This is a genomic window from Bacillus sp. FSL R10-2201 (assembly GCF_038008665.1).
Classification (GTDB): Bacteria; Bacillota; Bacilli; order Bacillales; family Bacillaceae_G; genus Bacillus_A; species Bacillus_A mycoides.
This window is the reverse complement of sequence record NZ_JBBOZP010000001.1, coordinates 3,496,281-3,514,017: the sequence shown is the minus strand read 5'-3', so window position 1 is coordinate 3,514,017 and position 17,737 is coordinate 3,496,281. Positions and strand designations below refer to the sequence as shown.

At 34.1% G+C, this 17,737-nt stretch carries 18 protein-coding genes; 16 read left to right on the top strand and 2 right to left on the bottom strand.

The window, feature by feature from the left end; all coding sequences use genetic code 11:
- Positions 1 to 179: 179 nt before the first annotated feature.
- The 14 genes from NSQ69_RS18100 to NSQ69_RS18035 all read left to right on the top strand — a co-directional run bounded on the left by NSQ69_RS18100 (position 180) and on the right by NSQ69_RS18035 (position 14,284).
- Positions 180 to 2,672 (top strand): right-handed parallel beta-helix repeat-containing protein, encoded by a 2,493-nt coding sequence (locus NSQ69_RS18100; protein ID WP_256485084.1) that lies wholly within the window; start codon positions 180 to 182, stop codon positions 2,670 to 2,672.
- 108 nt (positions 2,673 to 2,780) lie between these two features.
- Positions 2,781 to 3,395, top strand: a complete 615-nt coding sequence (locus NSQ69_RS18095) for a sugar transferase (RefSeq protein WP_341099581.1) — start codon at positions 2,781 to 2,783, stop codon at positions 3,393 to 3,395.
- Positions 3,392 to 4,024: an acetyltransferase gene (locus tag NSQ69_RS18090; RefSeq protein ID WP_215577300.1), complete on the top strand. Its 633-nt coding sequence runs from the start codon at positions 3,392 to 3,394 to the stop codon at positions 4,022 to 4,024. Before NSQ69_RS18095 ends, NSQ69_RS18090 begins: the two co-directional genes overlap by 4 nt.
- 16 nt (positions 4,025 to 4,040) lie before the next feature.
- On the top strand, positions 4,041 to 5,198 hold the full coding sequence (locus NSQ69_RS18085) for an aminotransferase class I/II-fold pyridoxal phosphate-dependent enzyme (protein WP_341099580.1): 1,158 nt from the start codon (positions 4,041 to 4,043) through the stop codon (positions 5,196 to 5,198).
- 287 nt (positions 5,199 to 5,485) lie between these two features.
- On the top strand, positions 5,486 to 7,423 hold the full coding sequence (locus NSQ69_RS18080) for a lasso peptide isopeptide bond-forming cyclase (protein WP_002167805.1): 1,938 nt from the start codon (positions 5,486 to 5,488) through the stop codon (positions 7,421 to 7,423).
- A gap of 15 nt (positions 7,424 to 7,438) precedes the next feature.
- Positions 7,439 to 7,564 carry a paeninodin family lasso peptide gene (locus NSQ69_RS18075; protein WP_000712621.1) on the top strand — a complete coding sequence of 42 codons (126 nt, stop codon included), beginning with the start codon at positions 7,439 to 7,441 and terminating at the stop codon, positions 7,562 to 7,564.
- Between the two features lie 77 nt (positions 7,565 to 7,641).
- A complete protein-coding gene (locus NSQ69_RS18070) occupies positions 7,642 to 8,613 on the top strand; it encodes an aldolase (RefSeq protein WP_341099579.1) in 972 nt (323 codons plus the stop codon).
- A complete protein-coding gene (locus NSQ69_RS18065) occupies positions 8,576 to 8,884 on the top strand; it encodes a lasso peptide biosynthesis PqqD family chaperone (RefSeq protein WP_002128586.1) in 309 nt (102 codons plus the stop codon). The genes NSQ69_RS18070 and NSQ69_RS18065 overlap by 38 nt, the downstream gene beginning before the upstream one ends.
- A 36-nt stretch (positions 8,885 to 8,920) precedes the next feature.
- On the top strand, positions 8,921 to 9,394 hold the full coding sequence (locus tag NSQ69_RS18060) for a lasso peptide biosynthesis B2 protein (RefSeq protein ID WP_033713202.1): 474 nt from the start codon (positions 8,921 to 8,923) through the stop codon (positions 9,392 to 9,394).
- 1 nt (position 9,395) lies between these two features.
- Positions 9,396 to 10,583 carry a nucleotidyltransferase domain-containing protein gene (locus NSQ69_RS18055; RefSeq protein ID WP_002167807.1) on the top strand — a complete coding sequence of 396 codons (1,188 nt, stop codon included), beginning with the start codon at positions 9,396 to 9,398 and terminating at the stop codon, positions 10,581 to 10,583.
- 11 nt (positions 10,584 to 10,594) lie between these two features.
- Positions 10,595 to 12,394: an ABC transporter ATP-binding protein gene (locus NSQ69_RS18050; protein ID WP_002128582.1), complete on the top strand. Its 1,800-nt coding sequence runs from the start codon at positions 10,595 to 10,597 to the stop codon at positions 12,392 to 12,394.
- A 227-nt stretch (positions 12,395 to 12,621) separates the two neighbouring features.
- Complete coding sequence (locus NSQ69_RS18045; protein ID WP_002066545.1) at positions 12,622 to 12,945, top strand: PadR family transcriptional regulator; 324 nt, start codon at positions 12,622 to 12,624, stop codon at positions 12,943 to 12,945.
- Complete coding sequence (locus tag NSQ69_RS18040; RefSeq protein WP_002128581.1) at positions 12,938 to 13,480, top strand: DUF1700 domain-containing protein; 543 nt, start codon at positions 12,938 to 12,940, stop codon at positions 13,478 to 13,480. The genes NSQ69_RS18045 and NSQ69_RS18040 overlap by 8 nt, the downstream gene beginning before the upstream one ends.
- Complete coding sequence (locus NSQ69_RS18035; RefSeq protein ID WP_002014437.1) at positions 13,481 to 14,284, top strand: DUF4097 family beta strand repeat-containing protein; 804 nt, start codon at positions 13,481 to 13,483, stop codon at positions 14,282 to 14,284. It abuts the gene before it with no gap.
- Positions 14,285 to 14,387: 103 nt separating this feature from the next.
- Here NSQ69_RS18035 and lexA read toward each other — a convergent pair whose 3' ends face one another.
- Positions 14,388 to 15,002: a transcriptional repressor LexA gene (lexA, locus tag NSQ69_RS18030; RefSeq protein WP_002087894.1), complete on the bottom strand. Its 615-nt coding sequence runs from the start codon at positions 15,000 to 15,002 to the stop codon at positions 14,388 to 14,390.
- A 141-nt stretch (positions 15,003 to 15,143) separates the two neighbouring features.
- Here lexA and NSQ69_RS18025 point away from each other — a divergent pair, with 141 nt between their 5' ends.
- Both NSQ69_RS18025 and NSQ69_RS18020 read left to right on the top strand, forming a co-directional pair.
- Positions 15,144 to 15,800: a YneB family resolvase-like protein gene (locus NSQ69_RS18025; RefSeq protein WP_002128580.1), complete on the top strand. Its 657-nt coding sequence runs from the start codon at positions 15,144 to 15,146 to the stop codon at positions 15,798 to 15,800.
- A 45-nt stretch (positions 15,801 to 15,845) separates the two neighbouring features.
- The gene (locus NSQ69_RS18020) at positions 15,846 to 16,085 is read left to right on the top strand and encodes a DUF896 domain-containing protein (RefSeq protein WP_341099578.1); all 240 of its coding nucleotides are present in this window, start codon (positions 15,846 to 15,848) and stop codon (positions 16,083 to 16,085) included.
- A gap of 40 nt (positions 16,086 to 16,125) precedes the next feature.
- Here the strand turns inward: NSQ69_RS18020 and NSQ69_RS18015 are convergent, their stop codons facing one another.
- A complete protein-coding gene (locus tag NSQ69_RS18015; protein WP_002128579.1) occupies positions 16,126 to 17,709 on the bottom strand; it encodes a bifunctional metallophosphatase/5'-nucleotidase in 1,584 nt (527 codons plus the stop codon).
- Between the last annotated feature and the right edge of the window lie 28 nt (positions 17,710 to 17,737).

Genomic DNA, 17,737 nt, shown 5'->3' with positions numbered 1-17,737 from the left:
TAGCAGTAAAATACGAGAAGAATTAAATGTATTAAGCCGAAATGAACTTGTTCTTTCAATTGATAATAGTGGATTGTTTGTGCGTATATTTAATGGTTTTACAAAAATTAATCTAAATACAAATGCAAATGTTAATTTTTGTAATCGTTTATGTAAGCCAGTGAAGATAGGTGAAATAATTGACTATTTATACTGTTGAACTTGAACGTTGGGGAATAAATAATGACGGTACAGCAGCTGTAAAGACGACACAGGGATTAAATGATGCACTTTTATGGGCGAATAAAGAAGGTTTTCAAATAGTGGTTTTACCAAAAGGAAAGTATCTTATAGAGAAAACTTCTTCTGTGAAACTTTGTAGTAACACAACGTATAGATTTTATGAATGTGTATTTGAGAAAGAAGCTAATAATCTTATAAAATATAACATATTGCTATGTGATGGAATAAAAAATGTAGAAATAATAGGTGCAATAGTTAAAGGAGATAGGGAAAATCATGATTATTCAAGTGGAGGTACACATGAGTGGGGGCATGGAATTGAATGTAAAAACTCATGTTATAACATTTATGTAAAAAACTGTGAAGTAAGTGAGTGTACTGGGGATGGGTTGGTAACATCTATGGACTTTTCAGCGATAGGTGGAATGTCACATCCGGATCACTTTGCAAAAGGTGACATTGATAGCAAAGGAAATTTAGACATTACTAAAGTTAATTATACAACAGTAGTTAAATTTTTTGATATTACTGGAGACATAGTGAAATCTGTTGGGTATTTTTACTATTCAGGGGATGGTTATGGTGGATATGGAAGTGGATGTAATTTAAATAAAGTTACTATAAAAGTACATTTTTATGCAGGTAATGGTTCATATTTAGGGTATAGAAATTTTAGATCTTATGAATTTGTATATTTAGATTCACTGCCGACTGGTACTACAAAAGTAAGGTTTTCATTTTTGCAAAATTATGACTTGATGAATAGTAATTTGCACTATGTAATGTGTGCTAATATTCCACAATACGTATATTTTTTTGGTTGTAAATCTTATAAAAATAGAAGACTTGGAGCTTCAATAAATGGTGGAAGATTTATCACTTTTGATGGGTGTGAAGTTTTCAATAATAGTAATGCAATGAATCGATCAATAGGGTGTAATCCTGGTTATGGGATAGATATTGAAGATGGATATATGAATAATCAAAAAATAACGATTAGAAACTCTGATATATATGACAATAGAGCTGGAGCGTTTGTGTGTATTAGTACTAGAGGTCTATATTTAGAAAGTAATAAAATGAAAGGAAATGTCTATCTATCTGGTAGCGGAGATGACTATTTTTCCATAAATAATATGTATTATGGTGCAATTACGGGGAGATCTATAACTAGTGGAATTGAGGCCGATGGAACATTTTGTACATTTAGAAATGATACAATATTCGGTCAGAATTGTGGGATTGTTGGAGGGAATACAACTTTAGAAAATTGTGTTTTTTCAAAAAGCACAATTGCTCTAAGTGGCGAGACAGTAAAAATAATCAATTGTAAATTTACTTTTGATGATCCTGATAAGGATGGAATTATTGATTTTAGGAGTAAGTATTTGGAGATACGAAATTCTTTATTTGATATAAGAAGGGCGAAAAGTATAGCGACAACTGGTTATGGTCAAACGGAAACGGCTATATTTTCTTCTGTAAAGTTTTTGACAAATGAATGTAATGGTGGACATTATATAGGAGCAAAAAATTTAATTGTAGAGGATTGCGAGTTTATTCATAGTGGTAGAACTGCAAACTATAGTCGAATGATGGCTGCTGAATCTATGAGAGTTGAGAAAACTACTTTTAAAAATCAATCTTTTAGGTTTGATGGTGGTGATATTTATGGTATTGAGAGCTTGGCGAAAGACAAAGGGTATATTACACATGTTTTTAGTAGAAATCAAATTATTTGGGACGCTCCTTATGGCCTAGCGGTTCATGAAGCTAGGGGAGCGGGAGTTGCATTTATTTATATACCAAGAATAGAAATTACGGATAATAAGTTTGAGGTGAATGGGAAGGATGTTTCTCTCGGTTCATTGCATACCATTAGGATTTTTGTAGAAAATTATTTGAAGCTCTGTGACAATACGATTATCACAAAAAATGATAGCGGTATAAATACAACAGGGAATATTACAATAGAAGGTGTGTATCGAAAGCAAAATTCAACACTTCCCGTGCCAAGAACTGCTATCCTAGTACAGGATAACAAGAAAATCAATTCTAATATAACATTTACAAACAATGTGAACAACCAATTGGAAAAGAATATATTAGGTAACCTTCCGCAGTCTTCTTTAGTATCATTAGAACCTACCTTTGGAACGTTTAGCCGTGGTGAATTACTGTACAATGATACCCCAACAGTAGGTGGATATATTGGTTGGGTCTGTATAACTGCTGGCACAGCAAATAAAAATTTTTGGATAGCTGAAAAAGAATATCAGATAAATAGTTTTATAAATGCCAATGGCAAAGTTTATAAATCTGTAGTGGCAGGTACTAGTGGTAAAATTGCTCCTTCGCATACAAATGGTACTAGTAAAGATGGAAATATACTATGGGAATACGTGGATGTCTTAGCAGTGTTTAAACGCTTCGGCTTAATCTCTGACTAGAATAGTTTTTATATTCTAGTTTTTTTATTGGAAAAGAATTAGATTAATTACCAGTAGAAAATTGTTTGTCCAGGCATTTTAAATAAAATGTGAGGAGTATGATTGTGAATGAAGCGACTTTTTGATGTGTGCGTATCCTTATTGTTATTATTATTATTTTCGATTGTTATATGCATAGTAGCTATATTAGTAAGAATAAAATTAGGCTCTCCCATTTTATTTAAACAAAAGCGTCCGGGAATGAATGGAATTCCTTTTTATTTATATAAGTTTCGCACAATGACTAATGAAATAAGTGGAGATGGAAATTGGATTCCAGATGAAGTCAGATTAACTAATTTTGGGAAAACGCTTAGAAAATATAGTCTAGATGAGTTACCCCAGCTTATGAATGTTGTAAGAGGTGATTTAAGTTTAGTAGGCCCACGCCCATTATTGATGGAATACCTACCCTTATATTCTAGTAAACAGGCTAAAAGACATGATGTAAAACCAGGAATTACGGGATGGGCACAAATAAATGGGAGGAATTCGATTACTTGGGAAGAAAAGTTTGAATTAGATGTATGGTATGTAGAGAATCGTTCTTTTTTATTAGATTTGAAAATAATTGTACTTACAATAACAAAAGTATTTAAAACAGAAGGGATAAATCATGTTGGGCATGTAACAATGGGGCGATTTACTGGAGAGAAAATAGAGATAAAGGGGGAGGGGAAATGAAAATTTTGATAATTGGGTGTGGTGGTCATAGTAAGGTTGTGAAGGATATCATCTTATCAAATGAAGGATACGAGATAGTCGGTTATTTAGATGATTTATATACAGGTATAACTATTATAGATAACCTTTATTTTGGGGGAATTGAAGATGCACGGGAAATTATCAACAATTTTAATGATATAAAGCTTGTTATTGCTATAGGGAATAACAAAATGAGAAAGATAATTTTCGGAATATTAAATCAACCTGTCGGCATATATGCTACATTAATTCATAAAACAGCAATTATAAGTCCTCATGCGCATATAGGGAACGGAACGGTAATTATGCCGAATGTGGTTGTTAATGCTGATACTATCATTGGTAACCATACGATAATAAATACGGGCTCAATAATAGAACATGATAATATAATTGATGATTTTGTTCACATTTCACCACATGCTACACTTACAGGTTCTATCACAATAGAAGAGGGGGCACATATAGGAGCATCAGCTACTATAATTCCAGGTGTTAAAATTGGGAGTTGGTCTATTGTTGGGGCGGGCTCTGTTGTAATAAATGACTTTCCATCTAATTGTACTGCTGTTGGCATTCCAGCGAAGGTTATTAATGTAGTAAATTAAGAGGGGATGAAGAATAATGATAAAAAATAAGGAGAAAATATACCTTTCCTCACCGCACATGAGTGGAAATGAACAAAAATATATTCAAAATGCATTTGATACAAACTGGATTGCCCCTCTTGGCCCAAATGTTGATGGATTTGAAAGAGAACTTGCATCTTTTGTAGGAGTGAAAGGTGGGGCTGCAGTTAGTTCAGGTACGGCTGCTATTCATTTAGCTTTGCGATTATTAGATGTCCAAAAGGGAGATACAGTGTTTTGTTCAAGTTTTACTTTTGTAGCGAGTGCGAATCCGATTGTTTATTTGGGAGCTGAACCAGTATTTATTGACTCAGAACCGGAAACATGGAATATGTCACCGAATGCATTGGCACATGCATTGTATGAAGCTAATAAAGTGGGGAAATTACCAAAGGCTATCATTCTTGTTCATTTATATGGTCAGAGTGCTAAACTAGATGAAATTTTTTCACTTTGTAATCAATATAATGTTCCTATAGTTGAGGATGCAGCAGAATCTCTAGGTTCTACATATAAAGGAAAAGCAAGCGGTACATTTGGTAGGTTTGGTGTTTATTCATTTAATGGAAATAAAATTATTACAACTTCAGGTGGTGGAATGCTAGTTTCTAATGATGTAGAAGCATTAGAGAGAGCGAAGTTTTTAGCGACACAAGCAAAGGATCCAGCGCCACATTATGAACATAGTGAGATAGGATATAATTATCGAATGAGTAATATTTTAGCTGGTATTGGTAGAGGACAATTAGAAGTGTTAGAAGATAGGGTGAAAGCTAGAAGGTCTATATATAAACGGTATTACGCAGCGCTATCTCACATGCCAGGATTTTATTTTATGCCTGAATTAGAAAATACACGCTCAAATCGTTGGCTTACTACACTGACAATTGATGAAAAGGAATCTGGGATCTCTATTGGGAAATTATTGAGAACTTTAGCAGAAGAGAACATTGAAGCGCGTCTTATGTGGAAGCCACTTCATATGCAGCCGCTCTTTAAAGAGAAGAAGTATTATCCGCATAGCAAAAGTGAAGATGTGTCGCAGTACCTATTTCAAAGTGGGATTTGTTTGCCTTCAGGATCTAATATGTTAGCTGAAGATCAACAAAGGGTAATTCAAGGTATTTTAAAAGCTGTAGAATGGAAGAATTAAAAGTAAGTAAAAGTGGAATTAGATTTGTATACGTACCACCATTTGTTCTTTATAGTGAATTCCAAAGGGGATTGTTTGGGGACATTCAGTTTCAATTGACATAAAAAAGGGATAATTATAGGCTTTTAATATCTATATCTTAGTCTGAAAGTAAATTTAAGCATGTAATTGAGAAAGTAATAAAACAAATAATTTCGTTCGTTAAAAAGAATGATAAAGAGGTATGTTTAACGAATTTAATATGTAAATAGTATTTGTAGTAACTTTTCATATATTAGGAGGAAGAAATGAGCGCTATAGCTGGCATTATTCACTTTACTAATGAGCCTGTATCAATTGAGCACGGAAGAGAAGTAATGAGTCGTTTATACAAATATCCTGCCGATGATATTCAAATATGGCACAAAGAAAATGCTTTTCTAGGATGTCATGCACAATGGATTACACCAGAGTCAGTTGGTGAACAATTACCCTTTTATAATTATGAAAAGCAACTGGCAATTACAGCAGATGCTATTATTGATAATCGTGATGAGTTATTTGAAAAACTACAAGTGGATTATTCGGATAGAAAAAACATGACAGATAGCGAGTTAATTTTACTCTCTTATCAGAAATGGGGGGAAGCGGCTCCAAAATATTTGGTAGGCGATTTTGCCTTTATGATTTGGGATGAGAAAAAACAAACTCTTTTTGGTGCCAGAGATTTTTCAGGAAGTCGGACACTTTATTTTTATCGTGGTGAGGAAAAATTTACTTTTTGTACTATTATAAATCCGTTATTTTCTCTACCATATGTTGAGAAGAAATTGAATAAGCAGTGGATTGCTGAATTTCTAGCTATACCTGTAAATTTCGAATCGGTAGATCCACAGTTAACAGTTTACAAATATATAGAACAAGTGCCTCCATCACACACTATTTTGGTAAAGGAAGGCGAAGTGAAGTTTTCGCGATACTATACACCAACTGTTGGGGAAATGCTTAATTTAAAATCAAATGAAGAGTATGAAGAGGCGTTTCGAGAGGTGTATCAAAGTGCAGTGAAGGCACGTTTACGAACACATCACCAAGTAGGAGCTCATTTGAGCGGAGGGCTAGACTCAGGTTCTGTCGTTAGTTTTGCTGCAAGTGATTTACGGGCTGAAAATAAAAAATTACATACGTACAGTTATGTTCCAGTAGAAGGATTTGAAGATTGGACACACAAAGGTAGAATAGCTGACGAAAGACCATTTATTCAATCGACTGTCGAGCATGTAGGGAATATACAGGATTATTATTTAGAATTGCCGGAGAGAAGCCCACTATCGGAAATTGATGATTGGCTGGAAACAATGGAGATGCCATATAAATTTTTTGAGAATACTTTTTGGTTGAGTGGAGTTTATGAAAAAGCATCTCAGAATGGAATAGGAGTACTTCTTAGTGGTCAAAGAGGTAATTGGACAGTATCGTGGGGACCTATTTTAGATTACCAGGCAATGTTATTGAAAAAGCTACATTGGATTCGTTTTTATCGTGAACTACATTTATATAGTAGAAATATAGGAGTGAAAAAATCACGTGTTTTTGAAGTGGTAAGACGAAAGGCATTTCCATTTTTGCATCAGTTACTTTTTTCAGGGAAACAAGATGCAAATTCCGCAATAATTAATCCGGAATTTGCAAGGGAAATGAATGTTTTTGACAGACTCAGAGAACAAGACATCGATATAACAGGCACCTCTATCTCTAATGCATATGACATGAAAAGAGAACAGTTTGAAAAACCATATTATTGGAGCATAAATGGAACGTATGAAACGAAATTATCATTACGTTATGCTTTATGGGATCGTGATCCCACAAATGACTTACGATTGATTCAATTTTGTTTGTCAGTTCCAGAAGAACAGTATGTTCAAAATGGTTTGGATCGAGCCCTGATTCGGAGAGCCACAAAGAATTTCCTTCCTGATAAAGTACGATTGAATCAACGGGTTCGAGGTATTCAAGGTGCAGATGGTGTTTACCGTATGGCTCCTTTTTGGAATGAATTTATTGAGGAAGTTGAAGAACTTAGTGTAGATCCAGTAATTTCTGAATTTCTAAATGTCGAGGTAATTAAGAAAGCTATCTCAAAAATTTGTAAAGAACCTCGACCAGAATATGCATTTGATTTAGATTTTAGAATTTTAATGCGTAGCTTAATCTTCTATCGATTTATAAAAAAAGCAATGTGAAAGGAGGTGATACGTATGAAAAAGGAATGGAAACAACCTGTATTAGAAGTACTTAATATTAATATGACTATGGCGGGGCCTGGGCATAAATATCCAGATGCTGTTCAACCTGACCCAGATGATCCAGTGAAGTACAGTTAAGTCATTGGAAAAATAAAGCTCTTATATAGCTTTATTATATAAGAGCTTTCAAAAAATTGACAATGTGGGGGGATAGGATGTTTGATTCTATGGGGAATGTGTTATATCAAGCCTTCGGGTTAAAAATAGTAAGTGAAATCCCATTACCTGAATTGTCTCAGCTGAATGAAAAAAAAGAGATGGCGGATGTTCAAGTTGAAATAACTGATTTGTCAGAACAGTGGGGTGAATATAGCGCAGAAAAGCAAAAAACGATAGTAGTGGAGGATGATATAGTTATGTTTCATGTTCCTCAAACTGCAATATTCGCTATACAATCAGGTGAGAAAATCACCTTTTCACCTATGGCAAATGCAGAAGAAGATAAAATTCGACTATATATTTTGGGAACTTGTATGGGGGCGCTTTTAATGCAACGTAAAATACTCCCATTGCATGGGAGTGTAATTGCTATAGATGGGAAAGCATATGCATTAATTGGTGATTCAGGAGCTGGAAAATCAACGTTAGCCTCGGCTTTTTTGAATAAAGGATATAAGCTTTTAAGTGATGATGTAGTTGCTGTGTCTCTTTTGAATAAAAATACTGCAATAGTTCATCCTTCTTACGCACAACAAAAATTATGGCAAGAGAGCATAAATGATTTAGGAATGGAAGTAGCGCAATTTAGCCCTTTATTTGAAAGGGAAACGAAGTATGCTGTTCCTGTGAATTCTCAATTCTTTCCTGATCCATTACCTCTTGCTGGTGTTATTGAATTAGTAAAAACGCAGGGAGAAGATATCGAGATGACCCGTATAGAAGGGCTCGCACGCTTGTATAAATTATACCGCCATACTTTTAGGAATTCTTTGATTTCTAAATTAGGATTGATGGAATGGCATTTTGAAACTTCATCTAATATTGCAAGTGGAATGGAAATATTTCAAGTAAGCCGCCCGGCTTCAAGATTTACAGCTCATGAGCTTGTGGAAGTTATTTTAAATACTATACAGAAAGGGAGTATGGTTGATGGTTGTCCACTCGAGAAAAATATCATTAGAACATAACGTTGTCCAAAGTAAGGGTAATATAGTAAGCGATATGGATGGAGAAAAAGTTATGTTAAATGTCCAGAAAGGAAATTACTATAACTTAGGTGAAATAGGCGGAGAAATATGGGAGCTTATTGAAAAGCCAATAATAATTAATCAGCTTGTTACTATGCTAGTATCTAACTATGATATTGAACGAAAAGATTGTGAAGAGCAAGTTCTTTCCTTTTTAGAGTGTTTGTTTCAAGAAGGGTTAATTCAAATAAAAGATCAGCCTAATAGATAGATTCGTAATTTCAAAAGAACTGTTAGGAAGGGATTAATAAATATTGTGAAAAGGTTAAGGATGTTTTTATCACTAAACATGAAAACAAAGCTCTTATTTTTAGAGGCTTTTATTTTTTTAGGATGGGCACGTGTACTAAAAAATATTACATTTTCCAAAGTTGCACCTTCTTTAGGGGATTACATGAGTGAAACCTCAAGTACTCATATTCAACCGCACGGAGATACGCTAAAAAAGGTGTCCGAAGCAATTTCTATTATGAGTCGTTATACTTTTTGGGAAAGTCAATGTCTCGTTAAAGCTATAGCTGGGATGAAAATGCTCGAAAAACGTCACATTGAGAGTACTCTTTATTTAGGAACTGCTAAGGATAGTCATGGTGAATTAATTGCGCATGCATGGTTACGGAGCGGTTCTTTTTATGTTACTGGATCAGAAGGAATGGAGAAATTTACTGTCGTTGGATCATTTGCAAAGAGGTTAAGTGAGGACACTATTAAAGGAGAATAAAATGGAGAAAGATTTTGGTCTTAATGTAGAGTTCATGTCTAAGGAATTGAAACTTCTTTTTACAATTTTGAAGTTACAAGATGACGAAACACTGCAAACTTATAGTAGTGAATGGTTCACAGATATTGATTGGGAGGTTTTTCTTGAGCAAGCCATGCATCATCGTGTTTATCCGGTGATTTATCAAAAACTTAAACAGGTAGATGAGGAACGAATTCCTTCACATGTTGTACAAACTTTAAATAGAAAATATAGAAATAATACATTTCAAATGCTTTATTTAAGTGCTGAAATGGAACGAATAAATAAATTTTTTAATGAAAATGAGATTCGTACGATGTTTCTAAAAGGACCTGTACTATCTCAGGACTTATATGGAGATATTTCTTTACGAACATCTTGTGATTTGGACGTTCTCATTCCTGTTCAAAAATTAGAAAAAGTAGAAAAACTACTTTTAGAGCAAGGATATGTGAAAGATGATTATATTCAAACGATATTAAGTGATTGGAAATGGAGGCATCACCATATAACATTTTTCCATCCAACAAGGCGGATCAAACTTGAAATTCATTGGAGGTTAAATCCTGGACCGGGTAAGGAACCTGGGTTTGAAGAGCTTTGGAAGCGAAAGAGAAAAAGTGCACTTACAAGTAATTCGGTATATATGTTAGGAAAGGAAGATTTATTTTTATTTCTTGTCTCTCATGGTGCTAGACATGGTTGGTCTAGATTGCGCTGGTTAGTGGATATAAAAAAAATTGTCAATCAAGATCTTAACTGGAGTGAGATTAACAAATTAATGAGAAAATATCAAATGTTTCATTTAGGAGGACAAGCATTAATTTTGGCATCTCAAATGTTAGGTGCACGATTAGATAAGAGGATGATGGAATTAGTAGCGAAAAAACGTTCAAAGCAGTTAGCTCAAGAAGCGCTGTTTTATTTCAAGCAAATGATAAACTTGCATACCGATCCTGTTCCTGAAGAAGTACTTGCTTATCATAGTAGGCATTTATTTTCACTGATGTCTAATCAGCAAAAAATTTTATTTATTATGAGCCAACTCTATCCTTATCCGATTGATGCAAAAACATTGCCGTTACCTAAATTCCTTCATTTTTTATATTTTCCTTTACGTCCGTTTCTATGTCTTTGGAGGAAAACAAAGAAGCTTGCTTTGTCATAGGGGGAACATCGATGAATCATATTATATATTTTATGAAGAAATTATATTCTTCTGCAGGGAAAATTCTGTATGTGAATTTGTTTGGTATGGTTTTAATAAGTTTACTTGAAGGGATAGGTATTATTTTATTAATTCCTATGATAAGTATGGCTGGAATAATTAATATAGGTGAGGAGACTGCTTTTATTGCACCTGTTTATAGATTTTTGCAGGATTTCCCTAAAACAACAAGCCTAATTTCTATTTTAGGTATATATATACTAATAGTGTTAGGGCAAAATCTATTACAACGAAACATAACGCTAAGGGATGCGAGAACGCAACAAGCTTTTGTACGAGAATTAAGAATAGAAACATATAGTATGATTCTAAAAGCGAAGTGGAGTTTTTTTTTAGAGAAAAGGAAAACAAATCTAATAAATATATTAACTACAGAATTAGCTCGCGTAAGTTATGGGGTTAATTTAATTTTACAATTGTTAGCTGTTATTCTGTTTACATTCATACAGGTGGGGCTTGCGTTTTTATTATCTCCCCAAATAACTATATTTGTTTTGGTCTTTGGCTTATTATTCTTAGTAGCTTCTCGTGCTTTTATAAAAAAAGCACGAATACTAGGCGGTAAGACCTCGAAATTAGCACAAGACTATCTTTCTGGTATAACAGATCATTTTAATGGAATTAAAGATATAAAGAGTAATACTTTGGAAGCATCACGTTTAGATTGGTTACAATCTATAACAGAAAAGATGAGTAATGAACAAATGGAGTATATGAGAATAAGGTCGAACTCTCAATTGTTTTATAAAGTTTCAATGGCTATTTTAATTGCATTTTTTATATTATTATCAGTAAGTATATTTAAAGCTCAACCCACCCAATTACTATTAATCATACTCATCTTTTCGAGACTATGGCCACGATTTATGACAATTCAGTCAAATTTAGAACAGCTTGCTGCAAGCATTCCTGCTTTTAAGTCATTATGGGACTTACAAGGGGAATGTAATGAAGCAATTGAAATGCAGGATATACATCAGCAAAAACATATAAAGCCGATTTGTATAGAGCAGGGTATTGAATGTAAGGGTATTTATTTTCGATATAATAAGAAGGAGCATTTGTATGCACTTCAAAATATTAATGTGAAAATACCAATCAATAGTATGACGGCTATTGTGGGACATTCGGGAGCTGGGAAGAGCACATTAATCGATGTTTTAATGGGATTGATTCAGCCAGAGAAAGGTCAAGTATTAATAGATGGAACTCCTCTTACAAGTGAAAATTTATTGTCATTGAGACGGGCTATTAGTTATGTGCCACAAGATCCTTTTTTATTTAATGCAAGCATAAGAGAAAATTTATTGATGATTGAGCCGAATGCGAGTGAAGAACAAATTTGGACTGCATTAGATTTTGCGGCGGCAGCTGAATTTGTACGAATGCTTCCAAAAGGGCTTGATACTCTCATTGGAGATCGTGGAGTGAGACTTTCAGGTGGTGAACGTCAACGACTTGTACTAGCTCGAGCTATTTTAAGACAACCATCCATTTTAGTATTAGATGAAGCTACGAGTGCATTAGATACTGAAAATGAAGTGAAAATTCAATCAGCAATAGAAAGGTTGAAAGGAACGATGACTATTGTTGTTATTGCGCATCGGTTATCTACGATCCGCAATGCAGATCAAGTTATTGTTTTAGGAAAAGGTGAGATTGTTCAAAAAGGTGAATTTAATCAATTGGCTAAAGAGAGAAAAGGTGTATTTCGAAATTTATTAGGGTCACAAATGGAAGTGGGTTCATAGAGGAGAAAGATTGAATGAAATCTTGTATTATTGTAATTCGAGTTGAATGATAGCCCGGATAATGGTCAGTTACAAAAGGTCTTATTCGGGCTTTTATATTTGTGTTTTCTAAATTTAGGGAATAAATATAATTCAGTACCTTGCAATAAACAATACTAAGTGGTATATTATGGATAAAATAGCTACCGTTTATTGAACAGTACTAAAATGAGAAAGGGGGATTGTCCTTGAACGTTCAGTTTAAAAAAGGTGTGTTAGAACTGTGTGTATTGGCACTTGTAAAACGTAAGGATTGTTATGGATATGAACTTGTTCAGCAAATCTCTAATAAATTTTTAATATCGGAAGGTTCTGTATATCCGTTATTACGTCGTTTAACGAAAGAGGGATATTTTCAAACGTATTTAAAAGAATCCACGGAAGGACCGCCCCGTAAATATTATCAACTAACAGAGCAAGGAGAGATGCAACTTACTTTATTAGTAACAGAGTGGCGTGATTTTGCTAAAGGTGTTCAAGAAATTATTGAAGGGGTGGAATGGGATGAGTAAAGAGCAGTTTCTTAAAGAATTATCAAGTCATCTTAGAAAGTTACCAGAAGAAGAGCGACAAGATATTTTATTTGATTATGAAGAGCACTTTCAGTTTGGGATGGAAGAGGGGAAAACTGAATCAGAAATAATAAAGGGACTTGGCTCTCCGAAAGTAATTGCGAAAGACTTACTTGCGATGTATCGATTTGATGAAATGAAAAAAGATCCGTCGACTTCAAATGTGACAAGAGCTGTCATGGCAGCGGTTGGACTTAGTTTGTTTAATTTTATTATTGTGTTAGGCCCGTTAGTTGCAATTATAGCTTTTATATTTTCCTTTTGGGTCGGTGGGATTGCTAGTGTAGTGACACCATTTTTCGTTATTGTAAAAGTATTTATGGGCACTTTTATATGGTTGGATCTTTTCGTTAGTATAACGTTTGTCGGAGTAGGTTTGTTGTTATGTATTGTAGCTTATTATAGTACGAAGTGGTTTAAAAGATTATGTGTACGCTATGTAGTCTGGAACTTCAAAATGATAAAAGGGGAGTAGATGATGAAAAAGATATTATTAGTAGCTATCGCTTGTATCATTATTGGAGTAATAGGGATTTCACAAACATATGAAAAAGCAGTACAAACTGCAGAGAAAGGAGATAAAGAGGACGTAATTAAAAACGAAACGCTAAAAAATGTAGAAGTTAAGTTAGATGCTGGAGATATTGTTGTCCAAAAATCTCCTGATTCCTCTTTTTATGTAAAGCAAAAAGGAGACGTAAGTAAACAGGAGATTCGTATTGCTGAAGATGGTGATACATTAAAAATCATAGGGGAAATAGAAAAAGGTGTTTCATTTGATTTTTCATTTTACAATTTCGGATTTCAAACGCCTACATTGACTATATTAGTACCTGAACGTTCTTATCAAGAGATAAAAGTAAATTCATCCGCTGGACAAATAGAAATAAGTAATGTGAAAAGTGACCGCGTAAGCGTTGAAACACTCGCCGGAGAAGTGGATTTGAAACATGTAACAGCAAAGAGTGTGGAGGGGTCTACAAAAGCTGGTGAGGTGAATTTTAAAAAAGTAATAGGGAAAGTAACAGCAAAAACGGCTAGTGGGGATATAGATATTATTGATCATGATTCTAAATATGATTTAGAGGTAAGTTCAACTGCTGGAGATGTAGATATTACTTTATTGGAAAAACCACAAGATGCAGTTATAACTGGGCAAACTGCTGCTGGAGACGTGACAATTTTTAATGAAGACAATAAAAATATAACGATTGGTAATGGTAGTAAAAAGATTAGCGGTAAAACCGCTGCTGGAGATGTTACTATTGAAACGCGTTAATAATTAATGAAACGCATTCTTTTGAATGAACGGAAATCTATCAAAATATAAAAAGAAGATAATTACCTATATAAATAAGGGAATTATCTTCTTTTTATTATTTTTAATGTAAATCACGATATACGCCAATTACTTTTCCAATAACTGACACTTGTTTTAAAATAATAGGTTCTAGTGAAGAGTTTTCCGGTTGTAGACGGAAATGATCTTTTTCTTTATAGAAACGTTTAACAGTTGCTTCGTTATCTTCTGTTAAAGCAACTACAATTTCACCGTTGTATGCAGACTGTTGTTGGCGAACAACAACTAAATCACCATCAAAGATACCGGCTTCAATCATGCTATCTCCAGAAATGCGTAACATAAACACTTGATCTGCTCCAGCAACGATACTAGCTGGAAGTGGGAAGTGATCTTCTACACTTTCGACTGCTGTAATCGGTAAACCGGCAGTAACTTTTCCGATGATTGGAACTTGAATAACAGATTGTGTTTCCGTTCGGTTGTCACCTAAAATTTCAATTGCGCGTGGTTTTGTTGGATCGCGTCGAATATATCCCTTTTCTTCTAGTCGTGATAAATGTCCGTGCACTGTAGAACTAGAAGCAAGGCCGACTGCTTGACCGATTTCACGTACGGAAGGTGGATATCCTTTTTCTTGTACTTTTAGCTTAATAAAGTCGAGAATGTCTTGCTGGCGTTTCGTTAACTTTTCCATGTTTTCTAACACCTCGTTTTCTTTCATTTTTCTTATTATTAAGTATAACATGCGAAAAAACATTCTACAAACATAAGTTCGAACGAAAGGCAAATTTATGATACACTATAAGGAAAATATAGTGAGAAAGAAGGGTTCAAAATGAATGCAATTATTTATGCACGTGTGAGCACAACAAAAGAAGAACAGGAAACATCATTATTGCGTCAAAAAGATGAATTATTGCATTTAGCTGAGCGCTATCAAATGGATGTTACAAAGGTAATTGAGGAGCAGGCTAGCGGTTATACAATTGAACGTGATGGCATATTAGAAGTGCTAGATACAATTCGAGATGAACAAGTTGATGTACTACTTATACAAGATGAAACGCGTCTTGGTAGAGGAAATGCAAAGATTGCATTAATGCATTGTTTACATAAAGAGGGGATAAAAGTTTATACACACACACATAGTGGTGAATTACAGCTTTCAGATTCTGATTCGATGGTGCTAAATATAATTGGGATCGTTGAAGAGTATCAAAGAAAGATCCACAATTTAAAAATTAAACGTGGCATGCAAAGAGCAGTGGAGAAAGGATTTCGTCCAGAAAATAATTTGAAAAATCGTCATTTAAGCGTAGGACGTGAGAAAAAAGAAGTGCCAATTGAGGAAATTGTACGTTTGCGCCGGAATGAATTAACTTTTGAAGAAATTGCAGCAACACTTCGTGGTTTTGGTCATGATGTTTCAAAAGCAACTGTACATCGAAGGTATGTAGAATATACAAAGCAATTGCTTGATAAAGAGGACTAACTATTGTATGATAATAATCAGTTTTGAGTAGAAGGGGGATTCGAGATGCCAAGTCAAGAACTCATTGAACGCATTAACTTCTTAGCGAAAAAAGCAAAAGCTGAAGGCTTAACTGAAGAAGAACAACGTGAGCGCCAATCGCTTCGTGAACAATATTTAAAAGGATTTCGTCGAAATATGTTAAACGAATTAAAAGGAATTAAAGTCGTTAACGAAGAAGGCACGGACGTTACACCGGCGAAATTAAAAGCTTTAAAAAAGCAGGATAATGCAAAATTAAATTAAAAGATGGGCATAGCCCATCTTTTTTTATTTGTTAAAATTGTTATTTAATAACTTTCCAGTTTTCATTTTTCGTTGCTTCTATCCTTTTATGCTTCAATATATAGTTAGCGATAAGTTCAGACATATCTGTTGGTATGTCTTTTACTACTGGTTTATTTTGAAACATAAAGAAGTTCCCGCCACCGCTTGCACGATAATTATTCATAACAACGTCATATTCTTCATTCATATTAAGAGGAGCGCCTTTATACTGCAAAGACTCTACTCTCTCTCCAATTGGTTTTGAAATGTTTAAAACATACGAAATCCCTTCCCACATATCGTAATTATAGTGTTGTGGTTTTGGTTCTATATAGGTAGGGTTTACGATGATGGTTCCATCTGCTTTTAATGTGAAATAAGAAGCAGAGAGTTCGAGAGCATTTTTTATATCCGCTCCGGTTATTCTAATTACTTTTAATGTATTTGGATAAATATAATTAGAAACGATGTCACGCATTGTTACATGTTTAGGGAAACCTGGAGATGTATTATGAAACAAACTTGTACAAGAAATTGAAACATTAGCTATATCCATCTGTATTTTATTTATGAATTCAATAAAAGGATGGTCTTGCAAACGTGTTTGCATAGCATCGGAAATTTGCATATCCCCATAAATTATTCCAATAGGTTTATCAAGCCAATTTTGTGTTTTCTCTTCATAATTGGCAACCAAGGAAAGAACATCTTGGTCTGCCGCAATTCCTTGTACGGGCAATAACTCTGAATAACTCTCTTTTTTCACCCATTTTTGTTCTGCTTTTTCGAATGTTACTGTTACTTTTCCAACTGAGTGTCCATTGCATCCGGTCTGTAAAATTGTTACACCATTAATCACGGTGTGAGCGATTTCTCGGTGTTGGTGGCCTGTTAGTAAAATATCTATGCCTTCAATTTCATGGCACATTGCATATCCTTGGTTTTCACCTGTTAAAACTTCAGTCGGTACTCCGGTTTGTAAATCACGTTCAAATCCCCCGTGATAGGCTACGACTAGTAAATCTGGTTTTTCATGTTTACGGATGTAAGAAACCCATTTTTTTGTTGTTTCAAATGCATCTTCAAATTGTAAATCTTTAATATGATGTGCTTGTTCCCAATGGGGGATGTAATGCGTTGTCACCCCTAAAATAGCAATTTTTATATTTGATTCAATATGTTTTATTATATATGGTTTTCCGAAATAAGGTTCTTTTCTGTTTTTATCTAAAATGTTTGCTGATAGATAAGGGGAATTTGCAGTAGTCACAGCATTATTTAATATATCCATTCCGTAATTAAATTCATGATTTCCGATAATTGCAATGTCATACTCTAAGTAGTTGGCTAATAAGGACATTGGGTTTTCCATATCTTTTTCGTATGTAGCGTAATGATAAGTAAATGGTGTTCCTTGAATGAAGTCCCCGTTATCAATCAGAAGAACGTTTGCATTTTGAGAACGTTCTTTTTTTATGAGAGTAGAAATTTTAGCTAAACCAATTTCTGCTTTGGAGTTATCTTGGTAGTGAATTGGATACACAGTACCATGTACATCGCTTGTTAATAAAATATTTAAAGTTACAATTTGATTTTGATTCAACGCCATTCACCTTTTCTATAGTTATCTT

What these genes read in the sequence shown, in the direction of transcription:
- NSQ69_RS18020 (WP_341099578.1), top strand. Translation starts at nt 15,846, where the DNA reads ATGCCAAGTCAAGAACTCATTGAACGCATTAACTTCTTAGCGAAAAAA.
- lexA (WP_002087894.1), bottom strand. Translation starts at nt 15,002, where the DNA reads ATGGAAAAGTTAACGAAACGCCAGCAAGACATTCTCGACTTTATTAAG.
- NSQ69_RS18035 (WP_002014437.1), top strand. Translation starts at nt 13,481, where the DNA reads ATGATGAAAAAGATATTATTAGTAGCTATCGCTTGTATCATTATTGGA.
- NSQ69_RS18085 (WP_341099580.1), top strand. Translation starts at nt 4,041, where the DNA reads ATGATAAAAAATAAGGAGAAAATATACCTTTCCTCACCGCACATGAGT.
- NSQ69_RS18040 (WP_002128581.1), top strand. Translation starts at nt 12,938, where the DNA reads ATGAGTAAAGAGCAGTTTCTTAAAGAATTATCAAGTCATCTTAGAAAG.
- NSQ69_RS18065 (WP_002128586.1), top strand. Translation starts at nt 8,576, where the DNA reads ATGGTTGTCCACTCGAGAAAAATATCATTAGAACATAACGTTGTCCAA.
- NSQ69_RS18080 (WP_002167805.1), top strand. Translation starts at nt 5,486, where the DNA reads ATGAGCGCTATAGCTGGCATTATTCACTTTACTAATGAGCCTGTATCA.
- NSQ69_RS18070 (WP_341099579.1), top strand. Translation starts at nt 7,642, where the DNA reads ATGTTTGATTCTATGGGGAATGTGTTATATCAAGCCTTCGGGTTAAAA.
- NSQ69_RS18090 (WP_215577300.1), top strand. Translation starts at nt 3,392, where the DNA reads ATGAAAATTTTGATAATTGGGTGTGGTGGTCATAGTAAGGTTGTGAAG.
- NSQ69_RS18055 (WP_002167807.1), top strand. Translation starts at nt 9,396, where the DNA reads ATGGAGAAAGATTTTGGTCTTAATGTAGAGTTCATGTCTAAGGAATTG.
- NSQ69_RS18075 (WP_000712621.1), top strand. Translation starts at nt 7,439, where the DNA reads ATGAAAAAGGAATGGAAACAACCTGTATTAGAAGTACTTAATATTAAT.
- NSQ69_RS18050 (WP_002128582.1), top strand. Translation starts at nt 10,595, where the DNA reads ATGAATCATATTATATATTTTATGAAGAAATTATATTCTTCTGCAGGG.
- NSQ69_RS18095 (WP_341099581.1), top strand. Translation starts at nt 2,781, where the DNA reads ATGAAGCGACTTTTTGATGTGTGCGTATCCTTATTGTTATTATTATTA.
- NSQ69_RS18025 (WP_002128580.1), top strand. Translation starts at nt 15,144, where the DNA reads ATGAATGCAATTATTTATGCACGTGTGAGCACAACAAAAGAAGAACAG.